The organism is Bacillus sp. FSL W7-1360 (assembly GCF_038592975.1).
GTDB classification, from domain to species: Bacteria; Bacillota; Bacilli; order Bacillales; family Bacillaceae_D; genus Shouchella; species Shouchella lonarensis.
This window is the reverse complement of the sequence record NZ_CP151950.1, coordinates 2,177,692-2,195,526: the sequence shown is the minus strand read 5'-3', so window position 1 is coordinate 2,195,526 and position 17,835 is coordinate 2,177,692. Positions and strand designations below refer to the sequence as shown.

The window sequence follows — 17,835 nt, the reverse complement described above, 5'->3', positions numbered from 1 at the left end:
ACCTATAGATTTAACGCTACCCGAAAAGCCATGGATAAGATGCATTTTTTTCCATGGCTCATTCATATGGAATTGATTACAGGTAAATCGATTCATCCATGCCCAGTGCGGTTAATACCCTTTGTTGTTCATACGTAAGCGGTCGCGAAAAACTCCTTTGTTTTGTGTTGTCTGGTAGCGTAAAGGCAACCACTTGAACGTATTTAAATAGCTGAAAAATCGCCTCTCCTGTAGGCTTTGTTAGCGTTCGACCACCGGCTCCTTTCATTGGATGCGCTGTGGTAATATGTTGCCGGATACGTCGTTGGAAGACTCGATAAATGACAAGGGCGAGAAGAAATAAGTAACCAAGTACTTGAACACGCTCTGGTTTATGGACGTAGACATCATCGATATAAAAAGGGTTTTTGAGAAAACGAAAGTTCATTTCTACGTTGATCTGCCCTTTGTAAAGCTCAAGCAAACGCTTTGGACAAGCAGGTTCTCCTTGCCATTCGTTCGGCACTGTTGTAACGAGCACAAAACGTGAAGCTTTTCTTCTTGCGTGTGCAAAAGCTGCTTCATCAAACGTCGTTTCTACTTCAAGAATGTAGTGCGTTTGGACTTCGGGTTCTACACCTTTTTTAGGGCGTCCGCGCTTCCGCTTTGTTACCTCGATGGCGCGGATGGTGGGTTGAACCGTATGAAAACAGAGACCTGCTTCCTTTTCCCACTCGCTAAAGGCTTTCATTGCATCCTCTTCGCAATGAAACGGTGATTTTGTCCAGCTTTGTTGTTGCTTCTCGATCATCGCGTGTTCTTGTTCTCGTTTTTTGGTTAGTGTCTTTTCTTTTTTCTTGTCTAATGCGCTGGATTCGGCAACGATGAGTCGCACGTCGTGTCCCTCATATGTATCAGCGCATTCAAATAAGCGGTACGTCGCACCTTTTTTGCTTGAAACAAAGGAGATTTCCTCGGACCATGGTGTGTCTGTCTCATCTGCTTTCTCAAGTGCAGCTTTCACGATTTTTAAATGATTCGGCCCTCGGGTAAGGATCGCTGCGCCCGCAGCTTTCGCTTGTTTTAACGTTTTTGCGCTCATTGCAGCTGAGTCCGCTACATAAATGAACCCATCCAGATCGACTTGTGAGAATTGATCATGGAGTTGGTCTAACACTTGAGGATTCCAGCTTTTATCAGATTCATTTCCGTCATGAACATCCGCATAAATAGGGATGCCATCTTCATTAGCGACAACACCAAATTGAATTTGCTTATAACCGGGTTTATCTCGACTGTATCCTTCTGTGATGTTCAGTGTTCGGCTTGGGCGATCGTATGCGCCGTACAAGGACAGGCTTGTTGTATCGCCGTGAAATACGCTCAAGGGGATCTCCTCGTGTTTGTATACATCCAGCAAAATCGATGATAAAAGTTGGTGAATGCCTGCATCATGTAAGCGATCTAAATGTCTTCCTAATGCGTCATCATTAAAAAAGCTAGGAGCGACTTTTTCATGTAACAGTTTATGGAGATCGATCTCTTTTGCCCATTCTTCTACATGTACCAAGGCTTGACGGCCACTAAGAATATCGAGCAATAATAGATGAACAGCATCTCCTGGCGACACCTGACATTGGTCGTTGGCATTGACAAAGTTCGTGATTTTACTTGGGAGTTTCAATTGTTTTATGAGCTCGCTAATCATATTCAAATACGTGGCTTGGTAAACTGCATCAATCTGTATGTTCATGTCCATCCCTCATCTGGCTATGTATTTCGGGTAGCTTTATACCTGCTTATACATCATTCGACATTGGATGAAAAAATCCTTCCTAGGGTGATAGGAAGGATGCGAAATGTGAGTTACAGCATAAAAAGTCAACCACCTCTTTTAATATGCAAAAACACAGCAGGTTGCCCTACTGCGCTCTAACGTCATGCTTTTTACACATGTCTATAAAAAATTGGTGCAAGCGGTGGTCATTTGTTAACTCTGGATGGAAAGAGCATGCAAGAAACGACCCTTGACGAACCGCGACCATTTCTTCGTTAAACATAGCTAGCACTTCCACATCGTCACCAACTCTTTTCACAAGTGGTGCACGAATGAACACGGCCCGTACATCATTGGCAATGCCCTTCACAGAAACATCTGCTTCAAAACTTTCTCGTTGACGACCAAACGCATTGCGCTCTACAGTCATATCCATATAACCAAGGTGACCATCTTTTTGCTCCGTCAGCTCGCGCGCCATTAAAATCATCCCTGCACACGTACCAAAAACGGGCTTTCCTGCTGCACCGAACTGCACAAGTTGTTCAAAAAACGAATATTTGTCAATAAGCTTACGCATGGTCGTTGATTCTCCACCAGGTAAGATCAAACCATCTACGTCTGCTAGCTGCTCTGGACGCTTCACTTCGACTGCACACGCCCCACTCACTTCGATCATACGAATATGTTCTTTCACTGCTCCTTGCAGCGCAAGCACACCAATTGTGACCATTTTATGTCTTCCCCTTTATTTTAAATGCATCTGCAGCTTACCAGCCACGATCTTGCATGCGCTCTCCTGCTGTCAACGTTGAGATTTCAATTCCTTTCATTGCTGTACCGAGATTTTTTGATAGTGACGCAATTAACTCGTAATCGCTATAGTGTGTTGTCGCTTCAACAATTGCTCGCGCAAATTTTTCCGGGTTATCAGATTTAAAAATACCCGAGCCAACAAAGACACCGTCTGCACCAAGCTGCATCATCAGTGCAGCATCCGCTGGCGTTGCTACACCGCCCGCTGCAAAGTTGACAACGGGTAACTTACCCATCTCTTTAATTTCTAACAACAACTCATATGGCGCGCCTAGTTCTTTTGCCATCGTCATTAGTTCATCTGTCGCCATATTTGCTACTTGCTTAATTTGCGCTTGCATTTGCCGCATATGCCGAACTGCTTCAACAATATTCCCTGTCCCAGGCTCTCCTTTTGTACGAATCATTGAAGCGCCTTCTCCAATTCGTCGTGTCGCTTCTCCTAAATCTCTCGCACCACAGACAAAAGGTACAGTAAAATCACGTTTATTTAAGTGGTATACTTCATCGGCAGGTGTGAGCACTTCACTCTCATCAATGTAGTCTACACCCATAGCTTCTAATACACGCGCCTCAACAATATGACCGATACGTGCTTTCGCCATGACTGGAATCGTGACCGCTTCCATTACTTCTTCAACAATGGTTGGGTCAGCCATGCGAGCGACACCACCAGCTGCACGAATATCTGAAGGCACTCGTTCAAGCGCCATGACTGCAACTGCACCCGCTTCCTCAGCAATTTTTGCCTGTTCCGCATTGACAACATCCATGATGACGCCGCCTTTTTGCATTTCTGCCATGCCTCGTTTCACTCTATCTGTTCCAGTCTGATTCATGGTTTTCCCCCCTCATTTTCTATCCTCATTTAGTATACCTTAAAATAAGCAAAGATTGTATGATAATCATCAAAAAGAGGGGTTGGCCCCCTCCTTTCATTCCTTAACTAAACAGTCCCCCGACCCAATCCGTTAGGCCCGTCCACAATCCAGAGAAAAATCCACCTATTCCACGCATCGTTAACGTAAACCATCCTGCTTTTTCGACTTCATTTGCAGTTACCAGGTCCACTTGCAATTCATCCCCATCAATATACGATGTTGGCTCCGATAATGAGATCTTTAACGTTCCGACCTTTTCACCCTTTTTTAGCGGTGCAACAAGACGCCCCTCATCATCTAATTTATCTTCATCTAACTTAATCTCCGTTGTGTAAGACGCATCTTGTTGACGGCTGAAAAGCAAAGACACATCATCTTTCGTGACAACTTGAACTTCCTTTTCTTTCCCCACAGCAACCTCAATCAAACCTTTATCAGGTTGTGCACCTTTTTCTAACAGTATTTCCTGATCAAAATGGTTAAAACCATAATCTAAAAGTTTGGCTGTTTCATTAAAACGATCTGCGCGCGTGTCCGTGCCCATCACTACTGTAATTAAGCGCGTGTCACCTCGCTTTGCTGTGGCAGTAAAGTTATTGCCTGCAGCAGATGTATACCCGGTCTTCAAGCCATCAATCCCACTGTACTCATGATCTGCACCAGGTAACATTTCATTCCAATTTGGCATATCAACCTTTTCATCTGGACCTGCATTAAACTCGGCAAACGGAATACTTGCTGTCTCTAGCACTTCTGGATAATCACGTAATAAGTAATACGCTAATTTTGCAACAGACCTTGCTGAGAGAGAGGTCTCACCATTTGGTTCCGTTCCTTCTGGCCGTAAATCTCCTAAATCTGCATTATTTAATCCACTTGCATTAACAAACTCGTACTTTTCTAAGCCAAGCTCTGCAGCTTTTTCGTTCATTAAGCCAACAAAACTTTTTTCAGAACCTGCCACGTGTGTTGCAAGCGCCATGGTTGACGCATTGGCCGAATAAATGGCCATCGACTCATATAAATCCTTTACCGTATAAGCATAATCTTGCCTTAAAGGAACGTTAGACAGCGCTCGCTTATGGGACAACGTCGCCAATTCAACGGAAATGGCCACTTCATCATCCCATGCAATTTTCCCTTCCTTGATGGCTTCTAAAATTAAGTACTCACTCATTAACTTTGTCATACTTGCAATTGGTAGCTGCTCATCACTTCCTTGTTCAAACAAAACTTGACCACTGTTTGCATCGATGATAATCGCAGCAGCCCCGTCCACTTTTATCGGTTCTGCTGCCGCCACCTTCGAACCGAAAACCGTTATCAACACAAGCAAACTGAGAAAAATACGACTCAGCGTCCGTGTCGACTGTTTCACTTGTCCCACACTGTCACCTCCACAAATTTTACCACCTGTGCTATTTTACCATGCCCCTACAACATCTGGAAGTTAAAATTAAAACATCTAGCCTCGTCTTCACACCTAACCCCCAGTATATCGAGAAAGCCTCGTCTCCTGTGAACTTTACAACGAATAGTTTGGTGCTTCCTTAGTAATCTGCACATTGTGAGGATGACTCTCGCGCAAGCCCGCTCCAGTGATTCGAACAAATTTTGCTCGTTCACGTAAGTGTTCAAGGGTCTCTGTGCCGCAGTAACCCATACCAGCTCGCAAACCTCCAACTAGCTGATGAATCGTATCTTTAAGCGTCCCTTTGTATGCTGTCCGTCCTTCAATACCTTCAGGAACCAATTTTTGATTATTTTCCTGGAAATAACGGTCTTTACTCCCCTTCTCCATTGCCCCTAGAGAGCCCATGCCTCTATACACTTTGTATTGTCGTCCTTGGTAAATTTCCGTTTCTCCCGGACTTTCCTCTACACCAGCTAGCAAGCTGCCAAGCATGACCGCATGGCCGCCTGCAGCCAATGCTTTGACGATGTCACCAGAGTATTTAATTCCCCCATCAGCAATAATTGGCACACCGTGTTTTCGCGCCTCTGATGCACAATCATATACGGCCGTCACTTGTGGTACACCAATGCCTGCCACAATGCGCGTTGTGCAGATCGACCCTGGACCAATCCCAACTTTTACGACACTCGCTCCTGCTTCAATAAGCGCACGTGTTGCCTCTGCTGTCGCTACATTCCCAGCAATAATGGTCAAGTCAGGATAACGATTGCGTACTGCACGTACTTTGTCTAGCACGCCTTTAGAGTGTCCATGTGCTGTATCAATAACAATGGCATCTGCACCAGCTTTTACCACCGCCTCAATCCGCGCATCCGCATCAGCAGATACACCAATTGCAGCTCCAACAACTAACCGCCCTTGACTATCTTTTGCCGAATTTGGAAACTCAATGACCTTTTCAATATCCTTGATCGTAATTAACCCTTTTAACATGCCTTGATCGTCTGTTAAAGGTAATTTTTCAATCCTATGTTGTTGCAAAATTTCAGCCGCCTGTGCAAGCGTCGTACCGACTGGTGCTGTCACCAAGCCTTCTTTTGTCATGACATCATCAATTCGCATACCGTAGTCTTCAATAAAGCGTAAATCCCGATTTGTAATAATCCCTACAAGTTTTTGGGACTCGTCCACAATTGGCACCCCAGAAATGCGATATTTTGCCATCAAATGTTCGGCATCATACACCTGACGGTCAGGCGTTAAAAAGAAAGGATCGGTAATGACCCCACTTTCCGAACGCTTCACTTTATCAATCTGGTCTGCTTGTTCATCAATGGACATATTTTTGTGAATAATACCCATGCCACCTTCACGAGCAATGGCAATCGCCATTTCGGATTCAGTGACCGTATCCATTCCCGCACTCATAACAGGGATGTTCAATGTGACATGATCACTCAACCGCGTCTTGACCGAAACATCCCGTGGCAATACATTCGACTCGGCAGGCACTAACAATACATCGTCAAACGTCAAACCTTCTTTTTCAAATTTACGCTCCCACATTCTTCTCATCATCGCCCTTCAAAAGACCAAAAATAATTACTTAGTAGCTTATCAATTGGGCAAACTACTGTCAAGGCACGGATCTAAATCGTTTTTTTCAGAATTCACTTCCTAAACAAGCGAGGGATGCTTCATGGAACATATGACCTTATTCGAATCGGCTCCTTACACACGAGCATACTTGGCGAAAAGATATGAATCATTATCCGTCATAGACGTAAATAAAATGAGCTACAAAAACTGCTATACCTTTATGTATCAGTTGAAACATGGAAAACTTTACTTATCTCAAGCACATACCGCACCGATTGATATACAACCTATGTTACTATTTTACGGTCTAACCCAGCTCATTAAAGCGTGTATACTCACAGTCGATCCATTTTATCCAACAACAACCGCCGTTCTTGCGCATGGGGTCACGACGAGAAAACGCAAAAAACAAGACTATGCTTTTCTCGACGACGAAGTTAAAATTCAACACCGTGGTCTATACAAACACATGTTAAATACAATGTTCCACATGAAACATTTTCCTATTGACAAGTACACCATGAAAATCTTACTAAAACAACTACCAGCCATGCAACCTTTATTTCAGTCTTTGCGATCTGAAGATATTTATTTTATAGGTAAGCACCTTAACGAATCAACCATTGTGTTTGATTCTAACGTGCTTGATCAATATCACATGACTGCCACACGAATGACGAATTACTTACATGATACGGGGCTTAAAAACGACTCACTGCATACGTATGAAAAGCGAGGAGACCTCTTTCTAACCATTTCCACAGGAAACTTCTCTGTAGAAAAATTAACCTCACTCCGCTTCACACAAACACACACGCCTGTCTTACACCGGAATAGAGCTGATTGCTTATTGCTACCTGAGTTAGCGGTATATTATTTGGTCCTTTATAATTTGAGCATGATTTGCCGCTACGAGACAGAATGGTGGGGTGAACGATTGCATACAATGGACAGTGATGATATTCCTTTCATCAAAAGCTTCTTGAGACAAGCCCAAGAGAGGATTCCGCAATTGATTAGTGCTGAACTTGACACATAGCCCTATTTCTCGAGGGAATGCACAAACACCAATTCCTTTTGTCTAAAAAAACAATTTGTGAAAATCGGGTATATTAAGCTGCTTCCAAAATTGACAACCGCACTCAGTCCGAAATTGTGACATAATTAAGACCGTTGGGTTTCCATGCGTACTGATTACAATCTTTCCTCTCCTATCTTTAAATGAAAAATATACTGTAATACTTTTGGGCCGATTACTCGCTTGCCTGTGTCTATAAAACCTCCTCTTTTATACACCTTTTGTGCACCTGTATTGCGCTTGTTTACTGCTAATACAATCTCGTTTTTCAATGGAAAGTGGCCTTGCACAAACAATGCTAGTTTTTTAATTGACTGCACAGCAAATCCTTTTCCTTGTTCAGGTAAATTAATAAGATAGGCGCGCAAGAGAACTGCCTGCTCATTATCACTATACACCTTAACTGCTTCTCCTATAGACATAACAAAAAATCCTACTGCATGCCCTAAATATGTCACAACAACAGGGAAACGGTCTTTATCTTCTAAACACTTCTTTAAAGACTCTCCAGGCAGTTCTGTAAACTCAAGCTGTTGCTCCGGCAAATAAAATGCTTCAAGTTCATTTCTGAATTTCCCCTCATACAAACATAGTGTTATCTCGTTTTCATTTAATAGATTCATATGAGTTCCTCCTTGTTTTTCAGCTCAAAAAAGCACATCCAGTGGGATGTGCTTTTTAAACTAACTATCAACCCGGCACCGATCTACGCTCGCAGGGGGAAGCCCCCAACTACTATCGACGCAAAAGAGCTTAACGACCGTGTTCGGCATGGGAACGGGTGTGACCTCTTTGCCATAAGCACCGGATAATGAGAGAACGATTCTCTCAAAACTAAATCATGGGACTCAAATGTAAGGATGAATATTAGGATAAGACCTCGACCGATTAGTATCTGTCCGCTCCATGTGTCGCCACACTTCCACTCCAGACCTATCAACCTCATCATCTCTAAGGGGTCTTACTGACTTGCGTCATGGGAAATCTCATCTTGAGGGGGGCTTCGTGCTTAGATGCTTTCAGCACTTATCCCGACCATACGTAGCTACCCAGCGATGCTCCTGGCGGAACAACTGGTACACCAGCGGTATGTCCATCCCGGTCCTCTCGTACTAAGGACAGCTCCTCTCAAATTTCCTACGCCCGCGACGGATAGGGACCGAACTGTCTCACGACGTTCTGAACCCAGCTCGCGTGCCGCTTTAATGGGCGAACAGCCCAACCCTTGGGACCTACTACAGCCCCAGGATGCGACGAGCCGACATCGAGGTGCCAAACCTCCCCGTCGATGTGGACTCTTGGGGGAGATTAGCCTGTTATCCCCAGGGTAGCTTTTATCCGTTGAGCGACGGCCCTTCCATACGGCACCGCCGGATCACTAAGCCCGACTTTCGTCCCTGCTCGACTTGTAGGTCTCGCAGTCAAGCTCCCTTATGCCTTTGCACTCTACGAATGATTTCCAACCATTCTGAGGGAACCTTTGGGCGCCTCCGTTACTGTTTAGGAGGCGACCGCCCCAGTCAAACTGCCCACCTGACAATGTCCCTGACCCGGATCACGGGTCGAGGTTAGAATGTCAGTACCGTCAGGGTAGTATCCCACCGATGCCTCCACCGAAGCTGGCGCTCCGGCTTCCTTGGCTCCTACCTATCCTGTACAAACGATACCAACACTCACTATCAAGCTACAGTAAAGCTCCATGGGGTCTTTCCGTCCTGTCGCGGGTAACCTGCATCTTCACAGGTACTATAATTTCACCGGGTCTCTCGTTGAGACAGTATCCAAGTCGTTACACCATTCGTGCGGGTCGGAACTTACCCGACAAGGAATTTCGCTACCTTAGGACCGTTATAGTTACGGCCGCCGTTTACTGGGGCTTCAATTCAGAGCTTCTCCCGTAAGGGATAACCCCTCCTCTTAACCTTCCAGCACCGGGCAGGTGTCAGCCCCTATACTTCGCCTTGCGGCTTCGCAGAGACCTGTGTTTTTGCTAAACAGTCGCTTGGATCTTTTCACTGCGGCTCTCTCGGGCTATTCACCCTATTAGAGCACCCCTTCTCCCGAAGTTACGGGGTCATTTTGCCGAGTTCCTTAACGAGAGTTATCCCGCGCGTCTTAGAATTCTCTTCTCGCCTACCTGTGTCGGTTTGCGGTACGGGCACCTGTCTTCTCACTAGAGGCTTTTCTTGGCAGCGGAGGATCAGGGATTTCGGACCCTAGGGTCCTTCACGGTCACAGCTCAGCCTTTATGAAACGCGGATTTGCCTACGTTTCAGCCTCACTGCTTCGACGCGCTCAGCCAGCGGCGCGCTCTCCCTACCTTTCTGCGTCCCCCCATCGTTCAAACGAATACGAGGTGGTACAGGAATTTCTACCTGTTGTCCATCGCCTACGCCTTTCGGCCTCGGCTTAGGTCCCGACTTACCCTGAGCGGACGAGCCTTCCTCAGGAAACCTTGGGCTTTCGACGGAGGGGATTCTCACCCCTCTTTTCGCTACTCATACCGGCATTCTCACTTCCAAGCACTCCAATAGTCCTCTCGGTCTACCTTCACTGTCCTTGGAACGCTCCCCTACCCAATCCCTTACGGGATTGCCATAGCTTCGGTGATACGTTTAGCCCCGGTACATTTTCGGCGCAGCGTCACTCGACCAGTGAGCTATTACGCACTCTTTCAATGATGGCTGCTTCTAAGCCAACATCCTGGTTGTCTAAGCAACGCCACATCCTTTTCCACTTAACGTATACTTTGGGACCTTAGCTGATGGTCTGGGCTGTTTCCCTCTTGACTACGGATCTTAGCACTCGCAGTCTGACTCCCGAGCATAAGTATTTGGCATTCGGAGTTTGACTGAATTCGGTAATCCTGTGGGGACCCCTCGTCCAATCAGTGCTCTACCTCCAATACTCTTCACTCGAGGCTAGCCCTAAAGCTATTTCGGGGAGAACCAGCTATTTCCGAGTTCGATTGGCATTTCACCCCTACCCACACCTCATCCCCGCAATTTTCAACTTGCGTGGGTTCGGGCCTCCAGTCGGTGTTACCCGACCTTCACCCTGGACATGGGTAGATCACACGGTTTCGGGTCTACGGCGGCGTACTATAGCGCCCTATTCAGACTCGCTTTCGCTGCGGCTCCGCTTTTTCATGCTTAACCTTGCACGACACCGTAACTCGCCGGTTCATTCTACAAAAGGCACGCCATCACCCATTAACGGGCTCTGACTAGTTGTAGGCACACGGTTTCAGGATCTCTTTCACTCCCCTTCCGGGGTGCTTTTCACCTTTCCCTCACGGTACTGGTTCACTATCGGTCACTAGGGAGTATTTAGCCTTGGGAGATGGTCCTCCCGGATTCCGACGGGGTTTCTCGTGTCCCGCCGTACTCAGGATCCACGCAGGAGGAAACGAAGTTTCAGCTACAGGGCTGTTACCTTGTACCGCGCATCTTTCCAGATGCTTCACTTACGCCGTTTCTTTGTAACTCCATGTTGCGTGTCCTACAACCCCAAGAGGCTAGCCTCTTGGTTTGGGCTCTTTCCGTTTCGCTCGCCGCTACTTAGGAAATCGATTTTTCTTTCTCTTCCTCTGGGTACTTAGATGTTTCAGTTCCCCAGGTCTGCCTCCTCACATCCTATGTGTTCAGATGTGGGTACCATCCCATTACGGATGGTGGGTTTCCCCATTCGGAGATCTCCGGATCATTGCTTACTTACAGCTCCCCGAAGCATTTCGCTGTTCGTCGCGTCCTTCTTCGGCTCCTAGTGCCTAGGCATTCACCGTGCGCCCTTTCTACCTTATCCTTTTTGTAAAAATAACCTTCGAATTTCTTCGTCCACTGCGCGTTTCTCAGTCAGTCACGTATTAAGATACGCTCCTTCCTTCGAACGCTTGTGTCCTCGAACTTCTCGGTTTTTTTCACAAAAACTATTCAAAGATCAACGGCGGATTTTCATCCACTGTCTACTTTGTCAGTCTTGCTAAAGCAAAAAGTTTGCTTTCTTTCATCCTAGACGTCATTTCTTCGTGCGAAGCACGTGTCCATGACTCATTTGAGTTGTTTCATGATTTAGTTTTCAAAGAACCATTTATTGAGTGATGTTGCTCACTCAAAACTAAACAATAGCGCAAGCGTTACGATGTCTTACGACAATCGTATCGACTAGAGTATGACTCCATAGAAAGGAGGTGATCCAGCCGCACCTTCCGATACGGCTACCTTGTTACGACTTCACCCCAATCATCTGTCCCACCTTAGGCGGCTGGGTCCAAAAGGTTCCCTCACCGACTTCGGGTGTTACAAACTCTCGTGGTGTGACGGGCGGTGTGTACAAGACCCGGGAACGTATTCACCGCGGCATGCTGATCCGCGATTACTAGCAATTCCGGCTTCATGTAGGCGAGTTGCAGCCTACAATCCGAACTGAGAATGGCTTTATGGGATTGGCTCCACCTCGCGGTTTCGCTTCCCTTTGTACCATCCATTGTAGCACGTGTGTAGCCCAGGTCATAAGGGGCATGATGATTTGACGTCGTCCCCACCTTCCTCCGGTTTGTCACCGGCAGTCACCTTAGAGTGCCCAACTGAATGCTGGCAACTAAGATCAAGGGTTGCGCTCGTTGCGGGACTTAACCCAACATCTCACGACACGAGCTGACGACAACCATGCACCACCTGTCACTTTGTCCCCGAAGGGAAAGCCCTATCTCTAGGGTGGTCAAAGGATGTCAAGACCTGGTAAGGTTCTTCGCGTTGCTTCGAATTAAACCACATGCTCCACTGCTTGTGCGGGTCCCCGTCAATTCCTTTGAGTTTCAACCTTGCGGTCGTACTCCCCAGGCGGAGTGCTTAATGTGTTTACTTCGGCACTAAGGGCATCGAAACCCCTAACACCTAGCACTCATCGTTTACGGCGTGGACTACCAGGGTATCTAATCCTGTTTGCTCCCCACGCTTTCGCGCCTCAGCGTCAGTTACAGACCAGAGAGTCGCCTTCGCCACTGGTGTTCCTCCACATATCTACGCATTTCACCGCTACACGTGGAATTCCACTCTCCTCTTCTGTACTCAAGCTTCCCAGTTTCCAATGGCCGCTTGCGGTTGAGCCGCAAGATTTCACATCAGACTTAAGAAGCCGCCTGCGCGCGCTTTACGCCCAATAATTCCGGACAACGCTTGCCACCTACGTATTACCGCGGCTGCTGGCACGTAGTTAGCCGTGGCTTTCTGGTGAGGTACCGTCACGGTACCGCCTTATTCAAACGGTACTTGTTCTTCCCTCACAACAGAGCTTTACGACCCGAAGGCCTTCCTCACTCACGCGGCGTTGCTCCGTCAGACTTTCGTCCATTGCGGAAGATTCCCTACTGCTGCCTCCCGTAGGAGTCTGGGCCGTGTCTCAGTCCCAGTGTGGCCGATCACCCTCTCAGGTCGGCTACGCATCGTCGCCTTGGTGAGCTGTTACCTCACCAACTAGCTAATGCGCCGCGGGCCCATCCCTTAGTGATAGCAGAAGCCATCTTTTAATATCGACCTAGGTAGGTCAAAATGTTATCCGGTATTAGCTTCGGTTTCCCGAAGTTATCCCAGGCTAGGGGGCAGGTTGCCCACGTGTTACTCACCCGTCCGCCGCTCACTTCCGGGAGCAAGCTCCCTTCTGTGCGCTCGACTTGCATGTATTAGGCACGCCGCCAGCGTTCGTCCTGAGCCAGGATCAAACTCTCCATTAAAGTGTTTGATTTGCTCATTCACAAATTTCTTTGTGGTTCTTACATGTGTTGAGATCTATTGATCTCTCTTTACGCTTGGCTATTGTTTAGTTTTCAATGAGCTTGTGTCGCTGTTTGTTGGCGACTTAATTAATATACCATTTCCCTGTAGTACCGTCAAGTGTTTTTTAAGAAAAAATTTATCTTCTCAGTCCTACCTTTGGCAGAAGCCAATGAAATACTCCTTAAAAACGTTACTCTGTATGTAACTACGGAAGAATGAACTGCTGCACTGCCACCAACAACAATAAACCTGGTAATCCTAAGAAAGCAACCGTCAAACTTGTCATGATATTAATTGGTAAGAAAAAGCCTGTTAGTCCTGTAAGTGAATTCACAAGAAATAAGCATAGCATTGCAACAATGACACGAATCAACACACGTCCGATGAAACGCATTGGCTGCATTGGGGCACCAACGAGTAGAAAAAGTACAATCACGCAACCCATTATAAGAACAATCATCCATGACTCCATATGTCATCCTCCATACAGCCTGTCTTACTCCTACTGTATGCAAGCTCACTTTCTTTAGAACATCTACGGCCCCATTTAATATAGAAGGAAGCCCTTATTTGCTATCATCAACAATCAGGGCTTCCTTCTACACGTTGGTGTCTCGTACGCGCTTCCCGCAATAACATCGAGTAAAGTGCCTCGTCACGCTTCTTCTGCATACAAACCTCTTCTGGTATCACAACGCTATGCGCAAGGATGCCTCTTTTATAATCTAAAATTTGTTTTAACATATCCATATGCTCAAGAAGACGTTCATCCTCCTCCTTACGTAAACGTCCTCTTTTTTTGAACTGTAGCATTATATTTCGCGCCTTCCTTCAATCGCTTTTGATAATGTCATTTCGTCTGCATACTCTAAGTCACCCCCGACAGGCAACCCGTGTGCCAAACGAGTCACTTTGATTCCGGTTGGCTTGAGGAGTCGCGATATATACATCGCTGTTGCTTCCCCTTCAATGGTCGGATTCGTCGCAATAATGACCTCTTGTTTATTGTCATCTTCTTGGAGTCTCTTAATCAACTCAACTACTTTAATATCTTCTGGACCAATACCATCCATCGGTGATATCGCCCCGTGCAATACATGATATAACCCTGTGTATTCACGCATTTTTTCCATGGCAATCAAATCGCGCACTTCCTGCACGACACAAATCGTCGTTTGGTCACGCTTCATATCCTCACATACATAACATGGATCTGTGTCTGTAATATGGTGGCAACGTGTGCAATATGTTAAGTCTCTTTTTGCATGCACAAGTGCTTTCGCAAATGACAGCACGTCATCTTCTTTCATGTCTAATATATGAAAAGCTAAACGAGTTGCTGTCTTTGGACCTATCCCGGGTAAATACGTAAATCCCTCAATCAATTTTGCGATCGGTTGTGGATACTGCACACCGCATCCCCCCTAAAACATGCCTGGTAAATTTAATCCCTTCGTAAACTTACCCATGTCACGTTCGATAAGTTCATCCACTTGTTTTAACGCTTCATTCGTTGCAGCAACAATTAAATCTTGTAGCATATCTACATCATCGGGATCAACAACATCCTCAGCAATTTTTACATCAACAATCCGTTTGTCACCTGCAGCAGTAACCGTCACCATACCACCACCCGCTGTTGCTTCAACTGTCTTACTTTTGAGCTCCTCTTGCGCTTCCATCATTTGTTTTTGCATTTTTTGCATTTGCTTCATCATGCCACCCATATTTTTCATGTCAATGCACCCCTTCTTTTTATGAATCGATTATTTCTATCAGATCTTCTCCGACAAGTTTGACAGCCTCATCAACCAAGGCACCTTCGCTCTTCGGTTGCTCATTCCGTTTCTCGCGTACATAATCACGTTTGATAAGCAACCATTGTTGGTTCAATAGTGTCACGAAGTCTCCTTGGTGAGCGAACACTCCCTGCATTACTTGCTTTAGCTCGCCACGAAACTTTGTATCCATCATATCACGATGCATCTCATTTTGGAATGCTAAAAGCACCTTCGTTTTTGATGCCGCAACTGGTTTCGCATCACTGAGCCATGCATGTGCAGGAACGCTAAGAGACTTCAACTGTTCCATCAACGCCCCCCAATGGCTTGTCACTTCCTGCAAGAACCCTTTTTCCGCTTGCGTTAACAATTCGCGCGCAACGGGTGGGACATGAGATGATGACCCTATTGTCTTTTGTGCAGGCGAAGCTATGCGAGCATGTGTTGTGGCAACCTTTTCTGGCCTTGTCACTTCTCTATCGTGCTGCATATTTGACTGCAACATTTTTAAGTCAGCCTCTAATTTCTCGATCTTTTGCATCAATGTATCAATCACAGTAGGGTCCGTCGCCTTTTCCACATTGGGTGCAGACTGCAGCACCTTTAGCATCGACATCTCTAGTACGGTACGTGGGTGCACTGACCATTTCATTTCTTGCTGCCCCTCATGTAATGATTGCAACATGTGATGAACTTGGGGTGCCTTAAACAACGACGCGACCTCATTAAATGACCCATCTAAACTTGCTCGTTCAAACAAATGCGTAGCCTCTGGAGCTGCGCTATACAACAACATATCACGTAAATAGAAGATCATATCTTCTAATAAACGCCTCGGATCTTTTCCTTTTTTTAACTCTTCATCAATTGTATTTAACGCAAGCACTGCATCTTCTTTAGCAACTGCATGCATCAATGTGTTAAGTGCCTGCCGCGATACCGCTCCCGTCATCGTCAGGACATCAGATGCGTGCACCTTTTCATCCGAAAAAGCTAGCGCCTGATCAAGCAGACTAAGCGCATCACGCATGCCTCCATCTGCCGCTCTCGCAATTAATTGCAACGCTTCTAGCTCGTACTCATAATTGTCAGCCTGTAAAATCTGTTCCATTTGTTGCACAAGCACCTGCATCGAAATGGGTTTGAAGTCAAAACGTTGGCAACGGGACAAAATCGTTAAAGGGATTTTATGCGGTTCTGTCGTGGCCAAGATGAAAATCACATGAGCCGGTGGTTCTTCCAACGTTTTCAATAACGCGTTGAAAGCTCCCGTAGAAAGCATATGTACCTCATCAATAATGTACACTTTGTAAGGAACTGCAGTCGGTGAGAACTTCACCTTATCACGAATATCCCGTATCTCATCTACACCGTTATTGGAGGCTGCATCAATTTCAATGACATCTACAACAGACATCTCTGTAATCCCCACACATGCGGCACATACATTACACGGTTCTGTCACAGGCGCACGCTCACAATTGATTGCTTTTGCAATAATTTTTGCTGCACTCGTCTTTCCCGTCCCCCTCGGACCAGAAAATAAATACGCATGCGCAATTTTTTGTTGCATAAGCGCATTTTGCAACGTTTTTGTAATATGTGTTTGTCCGACTACATCTGCTAGTTGTTGCGGACGCCACACACGATATAACGCCTGATAACTCATAGAAACGCCTCCTCCCCTTCAGCTTCACCTCTTTCATATTATAACGTTTTCTCCGCACGCTGAAAACAAAAAAACAACCACTTCTCGTAGTTGCCCTTGTTTACATATTTGCGACGTCATACATATGACTTCCATCTCGTCTCATATATTATAAATGCCGTGCACCTTCCTTTGATTAAAGAACCACAAGTGCTACCTAAGCAGTTTGCTCAATCCAGGCACCTCTGCGGCACACGAAAGGATCCACTTACTGCTGCTTCCTTCCGGACCTGACAGGGTTCATGGGTTTCCGTTGCGCAGAACCCAAATGTCATCACCACTTACTTAGGGCAAACCTTGCAGTACTGAAACCTCAAGAAGGGATTCAGCCTCGCTATAGCGGATTGCGAGTTACAGGACACCGCTACCTTCCCACCTAGCACGACAAAGTGTATAACCACTTTTATATGCACCTCACTAGTGCATTTTCTAGTATACGCCACACAAAGAAAAAGCGCAAGAAAAAATCTGTATTTCCCTGCAAGTCATGTGCAAATTAACGCTTTTTCAATCGCAACGCTTTAAAAAAATTTGTGAGTCGTGCACGACATAATTCCTCTAACACACCGGATATGACTGTACTCCGATGATTAAAACGGGGTTCGTCCAATAAGTTTATGATGGTGCCTGCACAACCAGCCTTTGGATCACTGGCGCCATATACAACGGTTGGTATCCGTGCTTGCACAATCGCTCCCGCGCACATTGGGCATGGTTCGAGTGTCACATAAAGCGTACATTGCTCTAAACGCCAAGAATTCAATGTCTGGCAAGCGCGATCAATTGCGATCACTTCAGCATGTGCCAACGCAGCTTGTGCTGTTTCTCGCAAGTTATGCCCCGCAGCAATCATTTTTCCGTCTTTCACAATGACTGCGCCAATTGGCACCTCCCCTAGATGCTCCGCATATGTCGCCTGTTTAAGCGCGAGCTCCATCCAATGTTCATGATTGGTCTCCATCTATCTCGCTCCCTCTCCCCAAGCACTCAAATACGAAAGAAGCTCTATGTGAGTGACACAGAGC

General features: G+C 46.1%; 13 protein-coding genes, 3 rRNA genes and 1 other RNA gene. 1 reads left to right on the top strand and 16 read right to left on the bottom strand.

Annotated elements, in window-relative coordinates:
- Positions 1-76: 76 nt before the first annotated feature.
- The 5 genes from NSQ26_RS11315 to guaB all read right to left on the bottom strand — a co-directional run bounded on the left by NSQ26_RS11315 (position 77) and on the right by guaB (position 6,436).
- The gene (locus tag NSQ26_RS11315; protein WP_499717796.1) at positions 77-1,732 is read right to left on the bottom strand and encodes an IS1634 family transposase; all 1,656 of its coding nucleotides are present in this window, start codon (positions 1,730-1,732) and stop codon (positions 77-79) included.
- 169 nt (positions 1,733-1,901) lie between these two features.
- The gene (gene pdxT, locus NSQ26_RS11310; protein ID WP_499718215.1) at positions 1,902-2,489 is read right to left on the bottom strand and encodes a pyridoxal 5'-phosphate synthase glutaminase subunit PdxT; all 588 of its coding nucleotides are present in this window, start codon (positions 2,487-2,489) and stop codon (positions 1,902-1,904) included.
- A gap of 37 nt (positions 2,490-2,526) precedes the next feature.
- On the bottom strand, positions 2,527-3,411 hold the full coding sequence (pdxS, locus tag NSQ26_RS11305) for a pyridoxal 5'-phosphate synthase lyase subunit PdxS (RefSeq protein WP_499718214.1): 885 nt from the start codon (positions 3,409-3,411) through the stop codon (positions 2,527-2,529).
- Between the two features lie 103 nt (positions 3,412-3,514).
- On the bottom strand, positions 3,515-4,840 hold the full coding sequence (locus tag NSQ26_RS11300) for a D-alanyl-D-alanine carboxypeptidase family protein (RefSeq protein ID WP_499718213.1): 1,326 nt from the start codon (positions 4,838-4,840) through the stop codon (positions 3,515-3,517).
- Between the two features lie 138 nt (positions 4,841-4,978).
- Positions 4,979-6,436, bottom strand: coding sequence for an IMP dehydrogenase (gene guaB, locus NSQ26_RS11295; RefSeq protein ID WP_499720048.1), 1,458 nt, complete (start codon positions 6,434-6,436; stop codon positions 4,979-4,981).
- A gap of 133 nt (positions 6,437-6,569) precedes the next feature.
- Between guaB and NSQ26_RS11290 the strand changes: the two genes are divergently transcribed.
- Positions 6,570-7,508 (top strand): YaaC family protein, encoded by a 939-nt coding sequence (locus tag NSQ26_RS11290; RefSeq protein WP_090776187.1) that lies wholly within the window; start codon positions 6,570-6,572, stop codon positions 7,506-7,508.
- Between the two features lie 155 nt (positions 7,509-7,663).
- On the opposite strand, the gene NSQ26_RS11285 is transcribed toward NSQ26_RS11290, so the two are convergent.
- From NSQ26_RS11285 to tadA, 11 genes are all read right to left on the bottom strand, one after another.
- Positions 7,664-8,170, bottom strand: a complete 507-nt coding sequence (locus tag NSQ26_RS11285) for a GNAT family N-acetyltransferase (protein WP_499718212.1) — start codon at positions 8,168-8,170, stop codon at positions 7,664-7,666.
- 70 nt (positions 8,171-8,240) lie between these two features.
- Positions 8,241-8,356: ribosomal RNA gene (gene rrf / locus NSQ26_RS11280) — 5S ribosomal RNA — on the bottom strand.
- Positions 8,357-8,415: 59 nt separating this feature from the next.
- Positions 8,416-11,351 (bottom strand): 23S ribosomal RNA (locus tag NSQ26_RS11275).
- A gap of 378 nt (positions 11,352-11,729) precedes the next feature.
- Positions 11,730-13,278 (bottom strand): 16S ribosomal RNA (locus NSQ26_RS11270).
- Together the 16S, 23S and 5S rRNA genes form the textbook arrangement of a ribosomal RNA operon.
- Positions 13,279-13,526: 248 nt before the next feature.
- Positions 13,527-13,793, bottom strand: a complete 267-nt coding sequence (locus tag NSQ26_RS11265) for a pro-sigmaK processing inhibitor BofA family protein (RefSeq protein WP_499718211.1) — start codon at positions 13,791-13,793, stop codon at positions 13,527-13,529.
- Between the two features lie 107 nt (positions 13,794-13,900).
- Positions 13,901-14,134 (bottom strand): YaaL family protein, encoded by a 234-nt coding sequence (locus tag NSQ26_RS11260; RefSeq protein WP_499718210.1) that lies wholly within the window; start codon positions 14,132-14,134, stop codon positions 13,901-13,903.
- Positions 14,134-14,733, bottom strand: coding sequence for a recombination mediator RecR (gene recR, locus NSQ26_RS11255; RefSeq protein ID WP_090776639.1), 600 nt, complete (start codon positions 14,731-14,733; stop codon positions 14,134-14,136). Before recR ends, NSQ26_RS11260 begins: the two co-directional genes overlap by 1 nt.
- 12 nt (positions 14,734-14,745) lie before the next feature.
- Positions 14,746-15,057, bottom strand: coding sequence for a YbaB/EbfC family nucleoid-associated protein (locus NSQ26_RS11250; protein ID WP_090776640.1), 312 nt, complete (start codon positions 15,055-15,057; stop codon positions 14,746-14,748).
- 19 nt (positions 15,058-15,076) lie between these two features.
- A complete protein-coding gene (gene dnaX, locus NSQ26_RS11245; RefSeq protein ID WP_499718209.1) occupies positions 15,077-16,771 on the bottom strand; it encodes a DNA polymerase III subunit gamma/tau in 1,695 nt (564 codons plus the stop codon).
- A 157-nt stretch (positions 16,772-16,928) separates the two neighbouring features.
- Positions 16,929-17,195: signal recognition particle sRNA large type (ffs, locus tag NSQ26_RS11240), an RNA gene on the bottom strand.
- Between the two features lie 111 nt (positions 17,196-17,306).
- Positions 17,307-17,771, bottom strand: coding sequence for a tRNA adenosine(34) deaminase TadA (gene tadA, locus NSQ26_RS11235; RefSeq protein ID WP_090776642.1), 465 nt, complete (start codon positions 17,769-17,771; stop codon positions 17,307-17,309).
- Positions 17,772-17,835 lie beyond the last annotated feature (64 nt).

What these genes read in the sequence shown, in the direction of transcription:
- NSQ26_RS11315 (WP_499717796.1), bottom strand. Translation starts at nt 1,732, where the DNA reads ATGAACATACAGATTGATGCAGTTTACCAAGCCACGTATTTGAATATG.
- pdxT (WP_499718215.1), bottom strand. Translation starts at nt 2,489, where the DNA reads ATGGTCACAATTGGTGTGCTTGCGCTGCAAGGAGCAGTGAAAGAACAT.
- pdxS (WP_499718214.1), bottom strand. Translation starts at nt 3,411, where the DNA reads ATGAATCAGACTGGAACAGATAGAGTGAAACGAGGCATGGCAGAAATG.
- guaB (WP_499720048.1), bottom strand. Translation starts at nt 6,436, where the DNA reads ATGTGGGAGCGTAAATTTGAAAAAGAAGGTTTGACGTTTGACGATGTA.
- NSQ26_RS11290 (WP_090776187.1), top strand. Translation starts at nt 6,570, where the DNA reads ATGGAACATATGACCTTATTCGAATCGGCTCCTTACACACGAGCATAC.
- NSQ26_RS11285 (WP_499718212.1), bottom strand. Translation starts at nt 8,170, where the DNA reads ATGAATCTATTAAATGAAAACGAGATAACACTATGTTTGTATGAGGGG.
- NSQ26_RS11265 (WP_499718211.1), bottom strand. Translation starts at nt 13,793, where the DNA reads ATGGAGTCATGGATGATTGTTCTTATAATGGGTTGCGTGATTGTACTT.
- NSQ26_RS11260 (WP_499718210.1), bottom strand. Translation starts at nt 14,134, where the DNA reads ATGCTACAGTTCAAAAAAAGAGGACGTTTACGTAAGGAGGAGGATGAA.
- NSQ26_RS11250 (WP_090776640.1), bottom strand. Translation starts at nt 15,057, where the DNA reads ATGAAAAATATGGGTGGCATGATGAAGCAAATGCAAAAAATGCAAAAA.
- dnaX (WP_499718209.1), bottom strand. Translation starts at nt 16,771, where the DNA reads ATGAGTTATCAGGCGTTATATCGTGTGTGGCGTCCGCAACAACTAGCA.
- tadA (WP_090776642.1), bottom strand. Translation starts at nt 17,771, where the DNA reads ATGGAGACCAATCATGAACATTGGATGGAGCTCGCGCTTAAACAGGCG.